General features: G+C 64.0%; 15 protein-coding genes. 9 read left to right on the top strand and 6 right to left on the bottom strand.

The genetic code is table 11. The features are described 5' to 3' along the window. The first annotated feature begins 5 nt into the window (after positions 1-5). Positions 6-983: an iron exporter MbfA gene (gene mbfA, locus AB6N07_RS03485; RefSeq protein ID WP_370676421.1), complete on the top strand. Its 978-nt coding sequence runs from the start codon at positions 6-8 to the stop codon at positions 981-983. A 68-nt stretch (positions 984-1,051) separates the two neighbouring features. On the opposite strand, the gene acs is transcribed toward mbfA, so the two are convergent. The 5 genes from acs to AB6N07_RS03510 all read right to left on the bottom strand — a co-directional run bounded on the left by acs (position 1,052) and on the right by AB6N07_RS03510 (position 5,083). Next, complete coding sequence (acs, locus tag AB6N07_RS03490; protein WP_370676422.1) at positions 1,052-2,995, bottom strand: acetate--CoA ligase; 1,944 nt, start codon at positions 2,993-2,995, stop codon at positions 1,052-1,054. 122 nt (positions 2,996-3,117) lie between these two features. After that, a complete protein-coding gene (locus AB6N07_RS03495; protein ID WP_370676423.1) occupies positions 3,118-3,801 on the bottom strand; it encodes a methyltransferase in 684 nt (227 codons plus the stop codon). Next, positions 3,768-4,181, bottom strand: coding sequence for an EVE domain-containing protein (locus tag AB6N07_RS03500; RefSeq protein WP_370676424.1), 414 nt, complete (start codon positions 4,179-4,181; stop codon positions 3,768-3,770). The genes AB6N07_RS03495 and AB6N07_RS03500 overlap by 34 nt, the downstream gene beginning before the upstream one ends. A gap of 30 nt (positions 4,182-4,211) precedes the next feature. Further along, the gene (locus tag AB6N07_RS03505; RefSeq protein ID WP_370676425.1) at positions 4,212-4,496 is read right to left on the bottom strand and encodes a YciI family protein; all 285 of its coding nucleotides are present in this window, start codon (positions 4,494-4,496) and stop codon (positions 4,212-4,214) included. Positions 4,497-4,762: 266 nt separating this feature from the next. Further along, a complete protein-coding gene (locus AB6N07_RS03510) occupies positions 4,763-5,083 on the bottom strand; it encodes a hypothetical protein (RefSeq protein ID WP_370676426.1) in 321 nt (106 codons plus the stop codon). Between the two features lie 313 nt (positions 5,084-5,396). Between AB6N07_RS03510 and AB6N07_RS03515 the strand changes: the two genes are divergently transcribed. The 5 genes from AB6N07_RS03515 to pyc all read left to right on the top strand — a co-directional run bounded on the left by AB6N07_RS03515 (position 5,397) and on the right by pyc (position 14,441). Beyond that, complete coding sequence (locus AB6N07_RS03515) at positions 5,397-5,891, top strand: peptide deformylase (RefSeq protein ID WP_370676427.1); 495 nt, start codon at positions 5,397-5,399, stop codon at positions 5,889-5,891. An 85-nt stretch (positions 5,892-5,976) separates the two neighbouring features. Then, positions 5,977-6,768: a DeoR/GlpR family DNA-binding transcription regulator gene (locus AB6N07_RS03520; protein WP_370676428.1), complete on the top strand. Its 792-nt coding sequence runs from the start codon at positions 5,977-5,979 to the stop codon at positions 6,766-6,768. Positions 6,769-6,987: 219 nt separating this feature from the next. Further along, positions 6,988-8,547, top strand: a complete 1,560-nt coding sequence (locus AB6N07_RS03525; protein ID WP_370676429.1) for a glucan biosynthesis protein — start codon at positions 6,988-6,990, stop codon at positions 8,545-8,547. Continuing rightward, on the top strand, positions 8,535-10,718 hold the full coding sequence (gene mdoH / locus AB6N07_RS03530; protein WP_370676430.1) for a glucans biosynthesis glucosyltransferase MdoH: 2,184 nt from the start codon (positions 8,535-8,537) through the stop codon (positions 10,716-10,718). Before AB6N07_RS03525 ends, mdoH begins: the two co-directional genes overlap by 13 nt. Positions 10,719-11,000: 282 nt before the next feature. Continuing rightward, the gene (gene pyc, locus AB6N07_RS03535) at positions 11,001-14,441 is read left to right on the top strand and encodes a pyruvate carboxylase (RefSeq protein ID WP_370676431.1); all 3,441 of its coding nucleotides are present in this window, start codon (positions 11,001-11,003) and stop codon (positions 14,439-14,441) included. Positions 14,442-14,606: 165 nt separating this feature from the next. Here pyc and AB6N07_RS03540 read toward each other — a convergent pair whose 3' ends face one another. Further along, complete coding sequence (locus AB6N07_RS03540) at positions 14,607-15,434, bottom strand: inositol monophosphatase (protein WP_370676432.1); 828 nt, start codon at positions 15,432-15,434, stop codon at positions 14,607-14,609. A gap of 130 nt (positions 15,435-15,564) precedes the next feature. Between AB6N07_RS03540 and AB6N07_RS03545 the strand changes: the two genes are divergently transcribed. The 3 genes from AB6N07_RS03545 (at position 15,565) to AB6N07_RS03555 (ending at position 21,810) form a co-directional block, all read left to right on the top strand. Continuing rightward, positions 15,565-16,446, top strand: coding sequence for a YihY/virulence factor BrkB family protein (locus tag AB6N07_RS03545; RefSeq protein WP_370676433.1), 882 nt, complete (start codon positions 15,565-15,567; stop codon positions 16,444-16,446). Between the two features lie 109 nt (positions 16,447-16,555). After that, entirely contained in the window at positions 16,556-16,867 is a 312-nt protein-coding gene (locus AB6N07_RS03550) for a hypothetical protein (RefSeq protein WP_370676434.1), read from the top strand. Between the two features lie 194 nt (positions 16,868-17,061). Continuing rightward, a complete protein-coding gene (locus AB6N07_RS03555; RefSeq protein ID WP_370676435.1) occupies positions 17,062-21,810 on the top strand; it encodes an NAD-glutamate dehydrogenase in 4,749 nt (1,582 codons plus the stop codon). The last annotated feature ends 59 nt before the right edge of the window (positions 21,811-21,869 follow it).

Consider the following 21,869-nt stretch of genomic DNA (forward strand, 5'->3'; position numbering starts at 1 on the left):
AAACGATGTTCAACTCACTTGGCAACCGCCGCCGATTTTCCGACCTCAACGAGCAGGAGATCCTGGCGCTGGCCATCTCCAGCGAGGAGGACGACGCCCGCATCTATGCGAGCTATGCCGAAAAGCTGCGCAAGGACTATCCGGCGACGGCGGCGATGTTCGATGAGATGGTCAAGGACGAAGACGGCCATCGCCGCTTCCTGATCGCCGAGCATGAGCGGCTGTTCGGACCGGTGATCCCGCTGATCCGTCGCGAGCACGTGGCTGGCTATTACGCCCGCCAGCCGGTGTGGCTGGTCGAAAACCTTGGCGTCGAACGCATCCGCGAGGAAGCGGCGCGCATGGAGGCGCAGGCTTATAAATTCTATCTGGAGGCGGCCAAGCGCGTCTCGGATACCGGCGCCCGTCGTCTGCTCGGGGATCTCGCCGAGCAGGAGCGCCACCATATGGAAGGCGCCGAGACTGCCCGCGAGGAAAACGTCGGGCCGTCGGCACAAGAAGAAGAGGCGATGGTCGCCCGTCGCCAGTTCATCCTTACTTATGTTCAGCCGGGTCTCGCCGGACTGATGGACGGCTCGGTGTCGACGCTGGCGCCGATCTTCGCCACCGCCTTTGCCACGCAGAATTCCTGGACGACCTTCCAGGTGGCGCTCGCCGCCTCGGTTGGTGCCGGCATTTCCATGGGCTTTACCGAGGCCGCCCACGATGATGGCGTCATCTCCGGCCGTGGCTCGCCGATCAAGCGCGGCCTTGCCTCGGGCATCATGACGGCGCTCGGTGGTCTCGGCCACGCGCTGCCCTATCTGGTGCCGAATTTCCATATGGCGACGGCGATCGCCCTCGTCATCGTGTTTATCGAGCTGTGGGCTATCGCCGGCATCCAGAACCGCTACATGGAGACGCCGTTCTTCCGGGCCGTCATTCAGGTGGTGATCGGCGGCGCGCTGGTGCTGGCGGCCGGTATTCTGATCGGCGGCGGCTGAGGCAGCTGGCAGGAAGTCTGCAGATTTTGCGAAAAGGTTTGGGGCGGCATGGGCCGCCCCTCTGTTTTTCAGGCGTGGCGGTTCTGGCGGTGGTCGATCAGATCTGTCACCACGGACGGATCGGCCAGTGTCGAGGTATCGCCGAGCGAGCCGAAGTCATCCTCGGCGATCTTCCTGAGGATGCGCCGCATGATCTTGCCCGAGCGCGTCTTCGGCAATCCCACGGCGAACTGGATCTTGTCCGGCGAGGCGATCGGGCCGATCTCTTTCCTGACCCATTGCGTCAGTTCGGTCGCCAGGGTGTCGGTCGGCATCTCGCCTTCCATCAGCGTGACGTAGGCGTAGATGCCTTGTCCCTTGATGTCGTGCGGATAACCGACGACGGCGGCTTCCGCCACCTTCGGGTGGGCGACCAAAGCGCTCTCCACCTCCGCCGTCCCCATGCGGTGGCCGGCAACGTTGATGACGTCGTCGACGCGGCCGGTGATCCAGTAGTAGCCGTCCGCATCGCGCCGGGCGCCGTCGCCGGTGAAATACATGCCCTTATAGGTCGAGAAGTAGGTCTGCACGAAGCGGTCGTGATCGCCGTAGACGGTGCGCATCTGGCCGGGCCAGCTCGTGAGCAACACGAGGTTCCCCTCGGCGGGGCCATCCAGCACGTTGCCGAGCGCGTCGACGATGGCCGGTTCTACGCCGAAGAACGGCCGCGTTGCCGATCCCGGCTTCAGGCGGGTGGCGCCGGGCAGTGGGGTGATCAGGATGCCGCCGGTCTCGGTTTGCCACCAGGTATCGACGATGGGGCAGCGATCCTCGCCAACCACATGATGGTACCAGAGCCAGGCCTCTGGGTTGATCGGCTCGCCGACCGTCCCGAGGATGCGCAACGACGCCCGCGACGTGCGCTTTACCGGCTCCTCGCCTTGAGCCATCAGCGAGCGGATGGCCGTCGGGGCGGTATAGAAGATCGTCACCTTGTGGCGGTCGATCACTTCCCAGAACCGCGAGGGGTTGGGGTAGCTCGGTACGCCCTCGAACATCAGCGTCGTAGCGCCGTTGGCAAGCGGGCCGTAGAGAACATAGGAGTGGCCGGTCACCCAGCCGACGTCGGCGGTACACCAGTAAACGTCGTCGTCGTGGCAGTCGAACACCCACTGGTGCGTCAGTGAAGCATAGACCAGATAGCCGCCGGTGGTATGCAGCACGCCCTTGGGGCTGCCGGTGGAGCCGGAGGTATAGAGAATGAACAACGGGTCTTCCGCGCCCATCGGGGAAACAGGGCAATCGGCGGGCTGACCTTTCGCCGCTTCGTCGTAGTAGACGTCGCGACCGTCCCGCATGGCGATCGGCCGGCCGGTCCGTTTGACCACCAGTACCTTGGATACATCGGGGCATTTTTCGAGGGCGGCATCGACGTTGGCCTTGAGTGGCACTTTGCGGCCACCGCGAACACCCTCGTCGGCGGTGATGACCACCGAGCTGCCGGCATCACGGATGCGGCCGGCGAGACTGTCGGGAGAAAAACCGGCGAACACCACCGAGTGGACGGCCCCGATGCGGGCGGCGGCCAGCATGGCAAAGGCGGCTTCCGGAATCATCGGCAAGTAGATCGTGACGCGGTCGCCACGCCTGACGCCCGACGCCTTCAGCACGTTGGCAAAGCGGCAGACCTCCTCCTGAAGCTCGCGATAGGTGATGGCGCGCTGTTCGGCGGGGTCGTCGCCTTCCCACAGGATGGCCACCTTGTCCGGCGTACGGTCGGCGTGGCGGTCGACGCAGTTATAGGCGGCGTTGAGAATGCCATCCTCATACCAGCGGATCGATACATGGTGCGGGTCGTAGGAGGTGTTCTTCACCTGCGTGAATGGCTTGATCCAGTCGAGCCGGCCGGCCATCGATGCCCAGAAGCCGTCGGGGTCTTCGATGGAGCGCTTATACAGCGCCAGATACTTGTCGTTGTCGATAAAGGCCGACGCGGCAAGCGCCGCCGGCACCTCGAACACCTCACCGGACATCTAAAACCTCCTCGCGCCAGGGCCCCCCTAGGCCATGCGCCAATCGATTTCAGTATGGTCCGTCAAAACACTTAAGTCCATTAGCCGCCCGGCTAATTGGCATCACTGGGTGCCGGCTTGGGTCAGGTAAAGTGCCAGACGCGGGTGGTCCGGATATCTCGATCCTCGATGGCGCGCGGTACCGGCACGTCATAACTTGCAAGCGGCGCGATGCCGGCGGGCGGCAGATAGGCGCGGCCAGGGTCGCCGAACAGAACGGCGGCGCCCGCCGCTTGCGCCGCGCGCAGGAAGGGCTCGACGCGGGTGGCCATCGGTCGCTCGTAGAACACGTCTCCGGCCAGAACGACGTCGAAACCGGCGGGGCCGCAATCGAGGAAATCCGTGTCCGGCGCGGTGAGCGCCACGCCGTTGTCGTCAGCATTGATCAGGACGGCGGCGCGGGCGTAGGCATCGATATCGGCCGCGACGACCTCTCGGGCGCCGGCGAGCATGGCGGCGATGGCCACAATGCCGGAGCCGGCGGCGAAATCGAGCACGCGGGCGCCGCGAACGATCTCCGGATGATCGAGCACATGGCGTGCGAGCGCCTGCCCTCCGGCCCAGGCGAAAGCCCAGAAGGGCGGAGGCAGACCAACCCGACCGAGGTCGTCCTCGGTGGCTTGCCAAAGATCCATCGCCTCGTCGGCGAGACGCAGCCGGATCTCCGGCACTAGGGGCGGCGTTTTGGAACGGGTTTCACGCAGAATGAAGGCGCGCTCGCGGGCAAGGTCGCTCACCGCTCCGCCATGGCGAGAACGATCGCCCATTCTTCGTCGGTCACCGGCTGAACCGAAAGACGCATCGAGGTGACCAGACTCATCTTGGAAAGCGAAGGTTCGGCCTTGATTTCGGCAAGCGTGACAGGGCGCTTGAGGTCGCTGACCGCCCGCAGGTCGACGCAATCCCAGCGCGGATCGGCACTGGTGCTGTCGAGGTGGGATGGAGCGATCACCTCGCAGATGCCGACGACGGCCAGGCCCTCGTTGGAATGATAGTAGAAGCCTTGGTCGCCCACCTGCATCGCCCGCATGTTGTTACGGGCGAGGTAGTTGCGCACGCCGTCCCATTCGGTGCCGGCGGCGCCCCTTGCCTTGAGGTCGGTGAACGAGAACTTGAAGGGCTCGGACTTAAACAGCCAATGGGCCATGGTGCTCCCCGTCGCGGCGTAGCGGCGGCGTCAGCCGGGCGCGCCGATGACCCATTTCCACGGCTTGATGTCGACGCTCTCGAACAGACCGGCCCGGGCATAGGGATCTTCGGCCAGTACCGTCTGCAATGTTTTGAGGTCGACCGCTTCAGTGATCAGCAGCGAGCCGACCATGCTGCCGGTTTCGTCGAGATAGGGACCGCCGACCAGGATGGTATCGGCGTTGGCCTTGACATATTCGAGATGGGCAGCCCGGTTGGCTTGCCTGACGGGCAGAAGCCCCACTTTGTCGATGCAACTGACGACGTAATGCATGGTTCGCCTCGAATGCCGACGATGGACTGAGGTGGACCCTAGAGCATTTCCCGGCCGGATGGAACACTCTGATCGAAAAGGAGATGCACCTGATCGGAGGCTTCGTCGGGTTGAGCAGATCACGGCATGCCGGGCGGTCGGTTTGGGCCGGCGGCCGCCAAACGCAAGCAGCCCCAACGGGACTGGCCGTTGGGGCTGCTTGGGGAAGATATCAGGCCTCGATCACCCTGTCGGCCGTCCGCGTTCCAGCGGCCGAAGCGGGGGAGTCAGATGGCAACGACTTCCGGCACGGCCGAGGTGGCCGGCGCGCCGAGGGCGCGTTGATAGGCGGCGCCGATGCCGCTGATGATGCCGGGGGCGAACACGTTGATCACCTCGGCACGGACGCGGGCGGCATAATCACCAGCCACCGACAGGAAGGTGAGCGGCGGGAAAACCAAGGTTCGCTCGGCGGAGCTGACGGTCGGTGCCTCTATGGCGGCAACAATTACCGACTTCGGGACGTTCATATTGAAAGCGAAGGCCCCGGTGGAGGAGGCGGCGACTAGGAAGGAAGCGGCTGCCGCGGTGACGAGAAGGCGTTTCATCTTGCATGACTCCGGAACGCGATTGCCTGCCTTGTATCAGTGCCGATTGAAGGCCTCGTTCCGACGTAAACGGCAATTTTTTCCTTTTCGGCAGGCTTTCGTTAACCCGCGTCGCGACCGCCTTGACGGACCATTAACCATGCCGGCGCCGCATTTACAGTACCTTGGTGGAAATGGCGCGTCTTCGCGGTTTTCGCGGTGAATGACCGTTAGGATTTGTGAATATCCGGGCCGCATTAAATGTTATTACTTATGAAGTTCCCCCAGAGAGTGGTGGTAAGACTTTGTTGATGCTGTCGAGAGATTTTCGCCCATGACGTTGACGAGCTTGCTGACATATCCCGATCCGCGGCTTCGGGCCGTTGCTCAGCCGGTCATTGCTTTCGATGATGAGCTCGCAGGCCTGGCAGACGATCTCGTCGCCGCCGTCGAGGCGGCGCCCGCTGTTGGCCTCGCCGCTTCGCATCTCGGTATCCTCCGGCGGGTGATCGCGGCGCGGCCACCGGGCGGCATGGCCATCCGCGTCTACGTCAACCCCTTGATCGAGTGGGTTTCGGCCGAGACCATGGTCAACGAGGAGGGGTCGGTTTCCATGCCTGGCGTAAGCGCTGAAATCGAGCGGCCACGGGCGGTGCGTGTCGCTTATTCCTCGCTTGACGGGATCGCGTCCACCGAGGAGGCGGAAGGCTTCCACGCCGCCGTGCTGCAACATGAGATCGACCAACTGGACGGCGTATTCTGGATCGATCGGCTGTCGCGTCTCAAAAGGGAGCGGCTGATCAAGCGATATCAGAAGCTTTCCAGCTGACCGGCTTCATTCGCCATTCGGCCGCCGCGAGATTTCCCCATTTGTAGCTACACTGAGCCCGCTAAGCGATTTTCCCTGGAGAGCCATGCTGATCGATCGCCAACACGCCATCCTGGATCTTGCCCGCGAGGTCGGCCGCGTCCTGGTTGACGATCTTGCCGCGCGCTTCGAGGTGTCGCCGCAGACCATACGCAAGGATCTCAATGAACTCTGCGATCGCCGCCTGCTCGCCCGTGTGCACGGCGGAGCCGTGTTGGCTTCAACGGTCAAGAATGTCGGCTATGAGGCGCGGCGCCTGATCGCCGCGGCCGAAAAAAGGGCGATCGGCGAAGCCGCCGCCGCTCTCATTCCCAATGACGCATCGCTGTTCATCAACATCGGTACGACTACCGAGGCGGTGGCTCAAGCGCTGCTGCAGCACTCGGGACTGATGGTGATCACCAACAACATCAATGTCGCCAACCTGATGCGCGCCTATTCGGGAATCGACGTGGTGATCGCCGGCGGTCAGGTCCGCCATGCCGATGGCGGGATTATTGGCGAGGCGGCGGTTGATTTCATTCGCCAGTTCAAGGTGGATTTCGCCATTGTCGGCACCTCGGCGATCGACGAGGACGGCGCGCTCTACGATTACGATTTTCGCGAAGTGAAGGTGGCGCAGGCGATCATCGCCAACGCTCGCCGGGTCATCCTGGTGGCCGACGAAACCAAGTTCGAGCGTACGGCGCCGGTAAGGATCGGCTCGGTCGCCCAGGTGGACGTCTTCGTCACCGATAGCTGTCCGCGCGAGAGCGTGCGCCGGCTATGCGCCGAAGGGGAGGTGGAGCTCGTTGAAACCGCTTCCAGTCATGGCGGACATGCGGGCGCGGATGTATAATTTCGATAGCTGGCGACGTATGGTTCTATGCACCATCGTGTCGGTCTGGTATCCACATGACATGTTGGAATCCAACGGGGTAAGAGGGCATTTTCGGGAAGCCGGACGAGCCGGCGCCGCGCCGTGGTAGTGGAGTGGGAACTTTACCTCCCGCTCGCTGTTCCCGCGCCCATGTGAATGACGAGTGGAGCCGCTGTGGACCTTTCTGTCGGGAATCCCATGATCGATCGCCGTGACTTTTTGACGCGAGCGCTGACGGCGGTTGGTGCCGTTGTGGTTGCGACCGGCGTGCCAGCCGTAGCGCTGGCGGCGACTCAGCAGCACCAGTTCGCCGTCACCGGACCATTCACCCGCTCGACGGTGGCCGAAATCGCCCGTGCCCTTGCCAAAAAGGCCTACGAGGCGCCGGATACCAGCCTGCCGCCCATTCTCGAAAATCTCACCTACGATCAGTATCGCGACATTCGTTTCCGTCCCGAGTCGGCCCTTTGGGCGGACAAGGGATTGCCCTATCAGATGCAGCTCTTCCATCGCGGCTCCTACTTCAAGGAACCGGTGGAGATGGCGCTCGTCGAGAATGGCCAGGCAACGCACGTTGCCTACGACCCCAATCTGTTCAATTACGGGCCGTTGGTGCCGCAGCCGATTCCCGCCGAGGATATCGGCTTCTCCGGCTTCCGCTTGCACGCGCCCCTCAATAAGCCCGACGTATTCGACGAAGTTCTGGTTTTCCAGGGAGCGAGTTATTTCCGCTCGCTGGGCAAGGACCAGACCTATGGTCTGTCGGCGCGTGGCCTTGCCCTCAAGACGGCCGATCCGGAAGGCGAAGAGTTTCCGCTGTTCCGAGCCTTCTGGGTGGAAACGCCGGCTGCCGGTTCGGATACCTGCGTCGTCAACGCCCTGCTCGATAGCCCTTCGGTGTCGGGCGCTTATCGTTTTACCATTCGGCCCGGGCTGCCGACCACTATCGACGTCGAGGCGCAATTGTTTCCGCGCGCCGATCTCGAAAAGGTCGGTCTCGCGCCGGGTACGTCGATGTTCTTCTTTTCGGCCAACGGTCGCACAGAAATCGATGACTTCCGGCCCGAGGTTCACGATTCAGACGGCTTGCTGATGGTCACCGGTCACGGTGATCGCTGGTGGCGTCCGCTGGCCAATCCCAAGGAATTGCAGATTTCGGCGTTCCAGGATCGCAGTCCGCGCGGCTTCGGCCTCGTCCAGCGTGACCGCAGTTTCCTGTCCTATCAAGATCTGGAAGCCTCTTATCAGCGCCGCCCGTCGCTCTGGATCGAGCCGGTGGGCGACTGGGGCGCCGGCGCGGTGACGCTGGTGGAGATTCCCACCAACTCGGAAATTCACGACAACATCGTCGCCTACTGGGCACCGCAGGACAAGATTCCAGCCGGTACCGAATATTTCTTCGCCTATCGTCTGTTCTGGGGCGGCGATCCGGCGCTGGCTGCCGGCGCTGCCTATGTCACCGCGACACGGTCGGGACGGGCGGGGGTCGGCGGGCCGACGCCGGTGCGCCTGTTCGTCATCGATTACGGCTATTTCCAGGGCGTGGACCCGGCCAAGCTCGGTGCCTCGAAGGTGTCGGTGCAGGCCTCCAAGGGTACGGTGAGGAATGTCGTCGTCGCTGCCAATCCTGAAACTCATGGCATGCGCCTCAGCTTCGAGCTGGATCCCCAGAACGAGACGCTCATTGAGCTGACGGCGGCGCTCGCCTTCGAATCGGGGCAGTCGGCCGAGACTTGGGCCTTCCGATGGACAGCATAGTTCGTGATGTCGCCGTTAGTGGGCGATATGCTCCCGGCATGCCGCCGGAACATCCCGCCGACATGCCGGCGCAAAATCTCAAGCGCTTTCGTCGTAAGGACCGACGGCGTCTGGTCAATCCTCGCAGTCGCTCGTCGTTCCTGAAGCGTTTCGCGGTGATCGGTGGTACGGCGGCGTTGCTCGCCTATGCCGTCAACGAGATGTACGCGGTGCTGGCGCTCGGCGACCTCACGCCGGTCGAACGCGTCGTGCTCGCCCTGTTCACCGTGACTTTTGCCTGGATTGCCTTGTCCTCGGTCGCCTCCGTGTTCGGCTTTCTGAAGCTGGTCAGCCGGCACTTCGCTCGGCCGGTGGCTGGATCGGACGAGCCGCTGCGCAAGCGCACGGCTATGCTGATGCCGACCTACAACGAGGATCCCTCGCGCGTCTTCGCTGCCATCGAAGCCATGGCGCGCGATGTCGAGGCGCTCGGCCAAAGCCACGCCTTCGACTGGTTCGTGTTGGCCGACACCACCGATCCGGAAGTGGTGCTGCAGGAAGAGGCGGCGTTGTTGGCCGCCCGCGAGCGCATCGGCAGCTTCACCCGCATCTACTACCGTCGGCGGCGCAACAACACTGCCAAGAAGGCGGGCAACGTCGGCGACTTCTGCAAGCGTTGGGCGAGCGCCTACGATCATCTCCTGGTGCTCGATGCCGACAGTCTGATGGAAGGGCGAACCATCGTCGAGCTGGCTCGCCGGATGGAAGCCGATCCCGACGCCGGTCTCATCCAGACCATTCCGATGCTCGTCAATGGCACGACGGTGATGGCGCGGCTGCAGCAGTTTGCCGGCCGGGTCTACGGACCGGTCGTAGGAACAGGTTTGTCCTGGTGGGTCCAGAAGGAAGGTAACTTCTGGGGTCATAACGCCATCATCCGCACCGAGGCCTTCCTGAGTTCCGCTGGCCTGCCCGAGTTGTCCGGCAAACCGCCGTTCGGCGGCCACATCATGAGCCACGACTTCGTCGAGGCGGCGCTGATCCGCCGCGCCGGCTGGAATGTCATCATTGCCGATGATCTCTCGGGATCCTACGAGGAAAGCCCACCGTCGTTGGTTGATCTCGCCGTCCGCGACCGCCGCTGGTGCCAGGGCAACTTGCAGCACCTCAAGGTGATCGGCGGACGGGGCCTGCACTGGGTATCGCGCTCCCATATCCTCACCGGCATCATGAGCTACCTCGCCTCGCCGTTGTGGCTGCTCCTGATCCTGTCCGGTCTCGCGCTGACGCTGCAGGCCCACTATATCCGGCCGGAATATTTCAAGGACGAGTTCCAGCTGTTCCCGTCCTGGCCGCGCATCGACGCCGAGCGAGCCCTCAGCTTGTTTGCGCTGACGATGGGCGTGCTGTTCCTGCCAAAGGTGCTTGGTCTCCTGGCTTTCTCTCTCAATTCGCGTGACCGCAAGGCATCGGGCGGCTTCCTCGGCCTCTTCCTGTCTTTCATCTTCGAAATGGTGGTGTCCGCACTGGTGGCGCCGATCATGATGCTGATCCAGACCGGCGCGGTCACTGAGATCGTGCTGCATCGCGACGCCGGCTGGAAGCCGCAGCGGCGCGACGATGGCGGCTTGCCGCTCCGCGATCTCATCGTGCGCCATCGCTGGCACGTACTGGCTGGCCTCGCGCTGGCCTGGGCGGCGATCGCCGATAGCTGGGAGCTGTTCGCCTGGCTGTCGCCAGCCATTGCCGGCATGGTGTTTGCCGTGCCGATCTCCAGTCTTACCGGCTCCAATGCCGTCGGGCGCTTCATCAAATGGCTCGGTCTTCTTAGGACCCCCGAGGAACATCATAGGCCCAACATCCAGGGACGTTTGGACGAGGCCCGGCCGGCTTATGTCGAGGCGGTTGCCACTGCGCCGAGCTTGGTCGACATCGTCGCCGATGACGATCTGCTGATGCAGCATCTCGCGCTGATCGACCGTATGGCGCCGCGGCAGCCCGGCCGCGTGGATCCTGTCTCCGCGTTGGCCCTCGCCAAGGTCGGAGAGGCAGAGACCATCGAAGAAGGGGTTTCCTTCCTCGATGCCAAGGAGCGGGCGACGCTGATCGCCACGCCACGCATTCTCGACGCGCTGGCGCAGAAGCCCCTCAACCGCCATGTCCTGGTAGAGGCGGCGGCGCGGTCCGCCTGAGTGGAAGCGATGGTGGGCTTCCGCCATCGCCATGCACCGTGGATAAGGCCGGCATGCGTGTTTTGCATGGCCTATTCCGCTTTCGACTGGGGCGCCCGATGGCGGCGCGCCGTAAGTCGCGGCGAAATATAGCAAATCTAAATCGGTTTGATCGTTCCGACGCTCTTCGTCGATTCTCGTCTTCTCCCAAAGGACGAGGGCGAAAAGTGTCGTCGGGATATGACATTAGCCGTCAAGCCTGCTAGGGAAACCACCAACGTAGTTTCCCGTATGGAGCTTGCCGTGCCCATCACCAAGGTGCTTGTCGCCAACCGATCCGAAATCGCCATCCGCGTTTTCCGCGCCGCCAACGAGCTCGGCCTCAAGACGGTTGCCGTCTTTGCCGAGGAGGATCGGCTGGCGTTGCACCGCTTCAAGGCCGACGAGGCCTATCAGATCGGCGCCGGCCTTGGACCGATCGAGGCTTATCTCAGCATTTCCGAGATCTTGCGCGTCGCCAAGGAGTCCAAGGCCGATGCGATCCATCCCGGCTATGGCCTTCTGTCGGAGAGTCCGGAGTTCGCCGAGGCCTGTCGCGACGCCGGCATTACGTTTATCGGCCCATCGCCGGAGACCATGCGCCAGCTTGGCAATAAAGTGGCGGCACGCAACCTGGCCATCGAGGCCGGCGTGCCGGTGATGCCGGCCACCGATCCGCTGCCCGACGACATGGAGGTGGTGAAGGCGGAAGCCAAGCGCATCGGCTACCCGCTGATGTTGAAGGCCTCGTGGGGCGGCGGCGGGCGCGGCATGCGCGTCATCCGCGATGAGGCGACGCTGCTGCGCGAGGCGGTTACCGCCAAGCGCGAGGCGATGGCCGCCTTCGGCAAGGACGAGATCTATCTCGAGAAGCTGGTGGAGCGGGCTCGCCATGTCGAGGTGCAGATCCTCGGCGACACCCATGGCAATATCGTTCATCTGTTCGAACGCGACTGTTCGGTACAGCGCCGCCACCAGAAGGTGGTCGAGCGGGCACCGGCGCCCTATCTGACCGATGCCCAGCGCGCGGAAATCACCGGCTATGGCGTCACCATCGCCAAGGCGGCCAATTATTACTCGGCCGGCACCGTCGAATTTCTGATGGATTCCGATACCGGCGCCTTTTACTTCATCGAGGTCAATCCGCGTATTCAGGTCGAACACACCGTCACCGAAGAGGTGACGGGTATCGACGTGGTGCGTGCTCAGATCCGTATTCTCGAGGGTGCCAAGATCGGCTCCCCCGAGTCCGGCGTGCCGCTGCAGGAAGATATCCGGCTTCACGGCCATGCGCTGCAATGCCGCATCACCACCGAGGATCCCGAGCAGAACTTCATTCCCGACTATGGCCGCATCACAGCCTATCGCGGCGCCACCGGCTTCGGTATCCGCCTCGATGGCGGCACAGCCTATGCCGGCGCGGTGATCACTCGCTTCTACGATCCGCTGCTTGAGAAGGTGACCGCCTGGGCTCCGACGCCCTTGGAAGCGATCAACCGCATGATGCGGGCGCTGCGCGAATTCCGCATCCGTGGCGTTGCCACCAACCTCACCTTCCTTGAGAGCATCATCTCCCATCCGAAGTTCCAGCAGAACCGCTACACCACGCGTTTCATCGACGAGACGCCGGAGCTGTTCCAACTGGTCAAGCGCCGGGATCGGGCGACCAAGCTCCTGACCTACATCGCCGACGTCACCGTCAACGGCCATCCGGAAACGCGCAGCCGTCCGAGGCCGGGCGAGGGGGCAAAGCCAGTGGTGCCGGTGTTTTCCGGCGGCGTCACGCCGGGAACCCGCGATCTGCTGACATCGCGGGGGCCAGAGGCGCTTGCCAAATGGATCCGCGAGCAGACCAACGTCCTGATCACCGACACCACCATGCGCGACGGCCACCAATCGCTTCTGGCGACGCGCATGCGCACCCACGACATGGCGAACATCGCCGAGGCCTATGCACGCGGCCTGCCTGGTCTGTTCAGCCTGGAATGCTGGGGTGGCGCCACCTTCGACGTGGCGATGCGCTTCCTGACCGAGGATCCGTGGGAGCGGCTCGCCAAGATCCGCGACAAGGCGCCCAACATCCTGATGCAGATGCTGCTGCGTGGCTCGAACGGCGTCGGCTACAAGAACTACGCCGACAACGTCGTCCGTCATTTCGTGCAGCAGGCCGCGTCCAGTGGCGTCGACGTCTTCCGGGTGTTCGACTGCCTCAACTGGATCGACAACATGCGCGTCTCCATGGACGCCGTGCTCGATCAGGGCAAGGTGCTGGAAGCGGCCATCTGTTACACCGGTGACATCCTTGATCCCGACCGCGCCAAGTATGACCTCAAGTACTATGTCGGCATGACGCGGGAACTGGACCATGCCGGCGCTCACATCATTGCCATCAAGGACATGGCCGGCCTGTTGAAGCCGGCGGCGGCGCGCGTGTTGTTCCGGGCGATGCGCGAGGCCACCGACCTGCCGATCCACTTCCATACCCATGATACGTCCGGCATTTCCGCCGCGTCAGTGCTGGCGGCGGTGGAGGAGGGGGTCGACATCGTCGACGCTGCCATGGATGCCTTCTCAGGCAATACTTCGCAGCCCTGTCTCGGCTCGATCGTGGCGGCGCTGGAAGGCGGGCCGCGGCCGACCGGCCTCGACCAGCAGGCTATTCGCCGCATTTCCTTCTACTGGGAGGCGGTGCGCCACAAATATGCTGCCTTCGAGAACGACCTGAAGGGGCCGGCTTCGGAGGTCTATCTCCACGAGATGCCCGGTGGCCAGTTCACCAATCTCAAGGAACAGGCCCGCTCGCTGGGGCTCGAGACGCGCTGGCACGACGTGGCCAGGACGTATGCCGACGTCAACCGCATGTTCGGCGATATCGTCAAGGTGACGCCGTCGTCCAAGGTGGTGGGCGACATGGCGCTGCTGATGGTCTCTTCGGCTCTTACTCCCGCCGATGTACTTGATCCGGAGAAGGATGTCGCTTTCCCCGATTCGGTGGTGGAAATGTTCCACGGCGATCTGGGGCAGCCGCCGGGTGGCTGGCCGAAAGACCTTCAGGCCAAGATCCTGAAGGGCGCCGAGCCGATCACCGTGCCGCCGGGCTCGCTGATCCCACCGGCCGACCTTGAGGCAATGCGTGCCGAATTGGCCGAGAAGGTGTCCTGGGCGCCGACCGAACAGGACCTGGCCAGCTACCTGATGTATCCCAAGGTGTTCCTCGATTTTGCCAAGTCGCAGGAGACTTACGGACCGACATCGGTGCTGCCGACCCCTGTCTACTTCTACGGCATGCAAGCTGGTGACGAGCTGACCATCGAACTTGAGCGAGGCAAATCTCTGGTCCTGATCTGCCAGGCTGTTGGCGAGTCCGATAACGAAGGCATGGTCCGGGTGTTCTTCGAGCTCAACGGCCAGCCGCGCATGGTGCGCGTGCCTGACCGTTCGAACGCCGCTTCGGCCCAGACGCAACGACGCAAGGCCGATGCCGGCGATCCGAGCCAAGTGGCGGCGCCGATGCCGGGCGTCGTGTCGACATTGGCCGTCAAGCCGGGCCAGACGGTCAAGGCCGGCGACGTGCTGCTTTCCATCGAGGCGATGAAGATGGAAACGTCGATCCACGCCGAGCGCGACGGTACGATCGCCGAGGTGTTGATCGCCGCCGGCGCTCAGATCGATGCCAAGGACCTGCTGGTGGTGCTGAAGGAGTAGCAAGCATTGTGCGGAAAAGTGGAAGCCGGTTTTCCGCGATAACAATGCGACAACAAAGACCTAGAGCAACGATCTGCGTTCGTCAGAACGCACGTTGCTCTAGCACGGCATGAGAAAAGATGGTCGGCGATAGCCGACCATCACGTATTCCAGATACCGGATTGCTTATCCGCGGAGTGCCGTCGCGAGCTCGTTCCAGCTTGCTTCGTCGGGGGCCATCAGCAGGCCGCCGGCCCTGAGGTCGGGCCGGTAGGGCGAGCCGTCGATCAGCGCCGAGTAGCCGCCAGCCTCCTGATGGATGAGCCAGCCGGCGGCATGGTCCCAGGGCGACAGCTTGTGGTAGTAGCAGAAGTGGATGTGGCCGGCGACGAGCAGCCGCATCTCCTGGCCGCCACAACGGTAGTTCATGATGCCCCAAGTACGCGCGAATCCGGACAGTAGCCGTGTGCGCTCCTCGGGCGAGGCGTAGTACCAGCCGGCGCTACCCTGCATGTCGGACAACGGAGCGGCGGGCGCCACTCGCAGCGGCTGGTCCGGCTGGCCGTTGCCAGCGAGGAAGGCGCCACCGCCGGTAATGGCGCAGGCGGCGTCGCCGCGCACCGGATCGTAGATGATGCCGCCTTTGACTTCGCCGCGCTCAATCACCGAGATGATCACCGCGAAGGCGGGAACGCCGTTGGCGTAGTTGAAGGTCCCGTCGATCGGATCGACGACGACGGCGCGCGGGGCCTGCATCAGCCGGTCGATCAGCGTCGGCTCGCGCTCCATGACCTCCTCGCCGACGAACAGGAAGTCGTTGCCCCAGGCGGCACGAAAGCGTTTCTCGATCAGCTCTTCCGACGCGACGTCGGCGATGGTCACGAAATCCGAGGCATGTGCCTTCGTCTTGATATCGGCGGCGGTTAGCTTGGAGAAGTGCGGCATGATCTCGGTTTCAGCCGCTTCCTTGGCGGTGGCGACGAGAAAATCGATGTCCTGGCGGGTGACGGTCATTGCGAACTCCGGATTATCTTAAGGATGGAATGCACCCAAAGGACGACGGGAGCAAGACGGCAGGCGGGAACGCGCCCTTGCATTTTTCTTGGTTTAGCCCACCTTCTTCAACCGATTAGGGAGAAATGCCGTGCGGGCTCTCGGACACTTCATCGGCCCGTTCTGGCGGGCGGCCCTGACTTTCAATGCCGCCGACGGCTGGGCGATCGCCTCACATGTGGCGCTGTCCGCCCTGATGGCTCTCTTTCCCTTTCTGATTTTCTTGACCGCCATCGCCGCCTTCTTCGACCTCAGCGCGCTTTCGGCCACGGTGGTGGCTCTGATCTTCGAAAGCGTGCCGGCCAGCATCGCCGGTCCCATCGCCGGCGAGGTGAAGAACGTGCTGCTGGTGCCGCGTCGCGACGCGCTGACTTTCGGCGTGGCGCTGGCACTCTGGTTTGCCTCGTCCGGCGTCGAGGCGATGCGCGTCGGACTCAATCGCGCCTATGGCGTGGTCGAGAACCGCAATTTCATCCTGCTCAGGCTTGAGAGCATAGGCTTCGTGCTGCTGGGCACACTGACCTTCCTGACCATTGCCTTCCTGGTGGTGCTGGCGCCGGTGGCGTGGAACGGACTTGTTCACCTGTTGCCGGCGATCGAGAATTTCGTCTGGTCGCTGACATTGCTGCGTTTTGGCCTGACGTTGCTGATCGCCGGTGGCGGGCTACTGGCGGCCCATCTCTGGCTGCCGGCCGGTCGCCGCCGCGTCGGCGAGATCCTGCCCGGCATTGGGTTGACGCTGGCCGCCTGGATCGCCGGTGCCTACGGCTTCTCGCTCTATCTCTCCGATTTCGCCAACTATGCCTCAACTTACGCGGGCCTCGCCGGTGTCATGACGGCGATCATCTTCCTCTACCTGATGGCCCTCATCCTACTCTACGGCGCGATGCTCAACGCCGCCCTCGTCGAAAGGCGAAAGCGGAACGTCAAAGCTGCTTCGTCGGACGAACCATTGACATCCCCATGGCCATGATGGAAGCCGTAGGCTGCGTTACCGTCGCCGGACCGACTTGGCTGGCGGCCGCCCTGACAACCCTCGAAGCATCCGTCCGGTCGTCTCGCCCGGACAACAGGAGACAGCCATGTACACGCTCGAAATCGCCGGCATCGCGATTGCCACCACCGACGCCGACGAGGCGGAAGCGCGCGAGATCTTCGAGAGCGAGGACTTTCTCGACGACGTTCGCGGCTTCACGAGCGCCGGCGCCCCGATTTGGGACGGCGTTTCTGCCTTCGTCATTCGCTCGGCTACCGAGGACGAAATCGAAGCCTTCAGCGAGATCGAAGATATCGAGGATGATATTGAAGGCGAGGAAGGGGACGAGTTCGACGAGGAAGGTGCCAACATCATGTTCCTTGTCGACATCGATCAGTTCGATGACGAAGGGGAATAAGACCACTTTTTGTTGAAGCGGTCGGAGCCGTGTCCGCAACAGCGCGAATTGGAATCGGCGCGCGGACCGGCTTGACTGGATACCTCAAGCATCCGGGCGGTGGCTTTGCCGCCGCCCTTCCGGTTGTGTCTTTCTGATTGGCCGGGGTGGCGCAGCGGCCAGTACCGGCCCGTCGGGAGCGGCGGGAGTTGTCGATGAAGCGCGTGATGGAAGTGCTGAAGGAGGCACGCCTCAATGAGGCGGCCGACCTCGTCGCCCGCGGCAACCGGCCGGAACTCGCCGGCCTATTGAAGTCCCTCTACGGCAAAGGCGCCGCCGAGGATGTCGTCGCCTATTCGGCCAGCGAACTGATCGCCTTTGCCGAGGGAGCGATGTCGAGCCTGTCGCTCAGGGTGCCGGGCATCCATTCCATCCGCATCTACAATCCGGTCTGGGATGACGACTCCAACCATCGCAAGGAAGTGACGGTCGTCGACATTCTCAACGACAACATGCCGTTCCTGGTCGACTCCGTGATGCAGGAGCTGACCGACGCCGGGATTGAAGTGCGCCTGATGGTGCACCCGATTCTTTCGGTGGTGCGCGGCATGAGCGGTCGTCTTCTATCGATCGGCGAAGATCTGGACGCCAGCCGTGAGAGCTTCATCCACATCCATATCGCTCGGTTGCCTGATGCCATCGCCGCTGCCCAGCTGGAAACGCGGCTTGACGGCCTGCTGACCGAGGTGCGCGCCGCCGTCGACGATTGGCCGCGTATGCAGGCGCTGGTCAAGTCGGTGATCAACGTTTACCGACATACGCCGCCGCCGCTGCCGCCCGAGGCGGTGGCTGAGGCCGTCGAGTTCCTGAACTGGCTCAACGCCGACAATTTCACCTTCCTAGGCCTCAGGGAATATGTCGTCGGCAACGACCAAAGCGGCGACGAATCGTCATCGCTTCTCACCGCCGGCGGCGGCTACGGCCTGTTGCGCGATCCGGCGGTAAAGGTGCTGCGGCGTGGCCGCGAGATGGTTCAGGTGACGCCGGAAATCACCGAATTTCTGCGCCAGACCGAGCCGCTGATCGTCGCCAAGGCCAATGTCAAGGCGCGCGTCCATCGCCACGCCTACCTCGATTATATCGGCATCAAGCGCTACGACGCCGGCGGTTGTCTCATCAGCGAGATCCGGCTGCTCGGCCTGTTCACGTCGTCGGCCTACACCCGGTCCACCCATTCGATTCCCTATCTGCGCCGCAAGGTGGGAACGATCATGGCCCGTGCCGGCTTCGACCTGGAGAGCCATTCCGGGCGGGCGCTGCGCAACATTCTCGAAAGCTATCCGCGCGACGAGCTGTTTCAGGCCGATCTCGACACACTGCTGGAATTCTCGCTGGCCGTCCTCGAACTCGGTGAACGGCCGCGTATCCGTGTGCTGGCCCGCCGCGACAAGTTCGACCGCTTTGTCTCCCTCCTGGTCTACGTGCCGCGAGACCGCTACACCACAGACACCCGGATCGCCATCGGCAGCTATCTCGCCGAAGCCTTTGCCGGGCGCGTTTCTTCGGTTTACCCAGCCTTTCCCGAAGGGCCTCTTGCTCGCGTCCACTACATCATCGGCCGCGATGAGGGGCCGACGCCAGCTGTCGCCCAGGCCGAGCTGGAGGCGGCGGTTGCTCGCATTACCCGCAATTGGGGCGATGGTTTTGCCGACTCCTGCCGGGCAAAATTCGGCCCGGCGCGCGGTCGCAAGTTGATCGAGCTCTACGGCCGTGCTTTTCCCGAATCCTACCGGGCGAGCTATGACGCCGAGACGGCGGTGGCCGATGTGGCGCTCCTCGAGCTGTTCGTCGGCGATCGCGGGACGGCGGTCGACCTGATCGGTGGCGGCTTGCCGTCGCCGCGCATCTCCATGCGCCTTATGAGCCGTGGTGGACCGGTGCCGCTGTCGGCGCGGGTGCCGGTGCTAGAAGCGATGGGCTTTACCGTCCTCGAAGAGAAGACCTTCGAGATCGAGCGCCCGGACGACATCATTGTGCTGCACGATATGGCGCTCCGCCGCGCCGACGGGGCCGAAGTCGATCTCGCCCGCGACGGCAACCGGCTGAAGGCGCTGTTCATGGCGGTCTGGCTCGGCAAGGCCGATAGCGACCGGCTGAACGCGCTGACGCTCGTCGCCGGTCTCGGCTGGCGTGAAATCGCCATGCTCCGGGCGCTCGCTCGTTATCTCGGCCAGATCGGCCTCGCTCACGGCCACGCCTATGTCGCCGAAGCGTTGGTCCGCAACGCGGGTGTTGCCCACCTGCTCATCGCGCTGTTCACGGCCCGCTTCGATCCGGCGTTCTCCGGCGATCGTTCGAACCGTCTTGCTCAGCTCCGTGGTGAGCTCGAGACGGCATTCCGAGATGTGCCGATCCTCGATGACGACCGTATTTTGCGCCGGCTTGCCAACCTGATCGAGGCGGCAACACGGACCACCTTCTTCCAGATCAGTGCCGATGGCGGTCCGCATCCGGTGATGGCGTTCAAGTTCGACGCCACGCGAATCGACAGTTTGCCGGCGCCGCGTCCCTTCGCCGAGATCTGGCTGCATGCCCCCGATGTCGAGGGCGTGCATCTTCGCTTCGGCAAGGTGGCGCGCGGCGGTTTGCGCTGGTCGGATCGGCCGGAGGATTTCCGCACGGAAATCCTTGGCCTCGTCAAGGCGCAGCAAGTGAAGAACGCGGTGATCGTGCCGGTGGGGGCCAAGGGTGGCTTTGTCGCCCGTCGCCTCGCCGCTGGCGTCGATCGGGCAGCCGCTGGCGTTGCCGCCTACGAGCGGTATGTGAGCACGCTGATCGATTTGACCGACAATATCGTCGGTGACGGCATCGTGCCGCCGTCCTCAACCGTCCGCTACGACGGTGATGACCCCTATCTGGTGGTGGCTGCCGACAAGGGCACCGCCAGTTTCTCCGATATTGCCAACCGCATCGCGCTTTCACACGGCTTCTGGCTTGCCGATGCTTTTGCCTCCGGCGGTTCGGCCGGCTACGACCACAAGAAGATGGGAATCACGGCGCGCGGCGCCTTCGAGGCGGTGAAGCGGCATTTCCGCGAACTCGACCTCAACGCCGAGGTCGATCCGTTCACCGCCGTCGGCGTTGGCGACATGTCGGGCGATGTGTTCGGCAACTTCGTGCTGCTGTCGGCCTCGATGAAGCTCGTCGCGGCGTTCGATCACCGTCATATCTTCATCGATCCCGCTCCCGACGCCGAAGTGGCGCTCGCCGAGCGACGGCGGTTGTTTGCCCTGCCGCGTTCGAGCTGGGCCGACTATGACCCGGCGAAACTGTCGCCCGGTGGCGGCGTTTTCTCGCGGACGCTGAAGTCGATTGCCCTTTCGGCCGAGGCGCGAACGGTGCTCGGCATTCAGGCTGTGGCTCTCAGCCCCGATGAGGTCGTCGCCGCTCTTCTCAGCGCGCCGGTCGACCTGTTGTTCTTCGGGGGCATCGGCACCTTTGTGCGCGGCGACGGCGAGAGCAATTCCGAGGCCGGCGACCGCGCCAATGACGGCGTCCGCATCCCGGCCGGCAAATTGAGGGCACGTGTCGTCGGCGAGGGCGCCAACCTCGGCGTGACGACGCGCGCGCGCGTCGACTTCGCCCGGCGTGGTGGCCGCGTCAATTCCGATGCCATCGACAATGTCGGCGGCGTTGCCACCTCGGATGCCGAGGTCAACATCAAGATCGCGCTCGGGCGGGCCGTCACCGCCGGTCGGTTGACGCTTTCGGAGCGCGACGAGCTGCTTGCCAGCATGACCGACGACGTTGCCGCCGGTGTGCTGCGGCTCTGCCGCCGGCAGGTGGTCGCGCTGTCGGCGACGCGGGCGCGTGGTTCCGGCGAGCTGCCGCGACTGATGCGTCTCTCCGCCGTATTGGCCGAGCGGGGACTGCTCGATCCACATCGCGAGGGCCTTCCCGACGAAGTGGCGGCCGGTCGCCTCGCCGCTGCCGGTGAAACGCTGTCGCGACCGGAGATCGCCATCCTGATGGCGCATGCCAAGCTGATGCTGGCCGACGAACTCCTCGCCGGTCGGCTGATCGCCGATCCGGCGCTCGGAGATTGGCTGACCCATGCCTTCCCGCAGGCCATGCGTGCCCGCTTTGCCGAGGATATCGCCGCTCATCGCCTCGCTCGTGACATCCTCGCCACCCGCATCGCGGGCGCGGCTGTGGACGCAGCTGGGCCGACCTTCGTCAGCCGGCTTGGCGATGAAGCCGGTGTTGGTGCCGAGGAGGCGGTCCGTGCCCTTGTCATCGCCGCCGCCGCCTTCGGTACCGACGCGGTGACAGCGGAGATTGACACCCTCGAAGGGAAGATCACCGGCGCCGTCTGGGTGGAACTGCGCCGCCGCGTTGCCGATTTCCTGATCGACGCCGCGTTGTGGGTGGCCGACAACGGGGCGCCCCAAGGCACTCTTGCCGCCGCCATTGAGCGGCTTGCCGCCGGCGTACTCCGCTTCCGCGACAGTGCTCCGGCCGGCGCGCCCGATCCGGAGCTTCTGGCTGCCGGCGTGCCGGAACCGTTGGCGATCCGCCTTGCCAGACTGCCGGCCGAACTCGGCAGCCTCGATCTTATCGTCATCGGTGAGGAAGTCGGGCGCGCCGTCGATGAGGTGCTGCCGGTGATGGCAGCGATCGACGAGGCGCTCGCCGCCGATCTGATCGCTCGTCTGTCGGCAGTGGTGCGGCCAACCGACCTCTACGAGGGACAGGCGGCCGAAATCGCCCGCCGTACCTTTGCCGCTGCCCGTCGCCGTATCGTTGCCCGAGCGATTGCCGAGGGGGGCGCCGATCTCTGGACGACGGCGCGGGAGGCCCGTATCGGCCGCCTGAGGCAGCTCGTCAGTGATTTGCTCGCGGGCGCGCCGACGGTCGCCAAGCTGACGGTCGCGGCCGGCCTCGTCGCCGAACTCGCCGAATGACGGTCGCCGCCGGAGTGTTTCCTCGTTGCATTCGGCGGCGGCTGGCGCAATCATGACGG

It is taken from the genome of Pleomorphomonas sp. PLEO (assembly GCF_041320595.1).
Classification (GTDB): Bacteria; Pseudomonadota; Alphaproteobacteria; order Rhizobiales; family Pleomorphomonadaceae; genus Pleomorphomonas.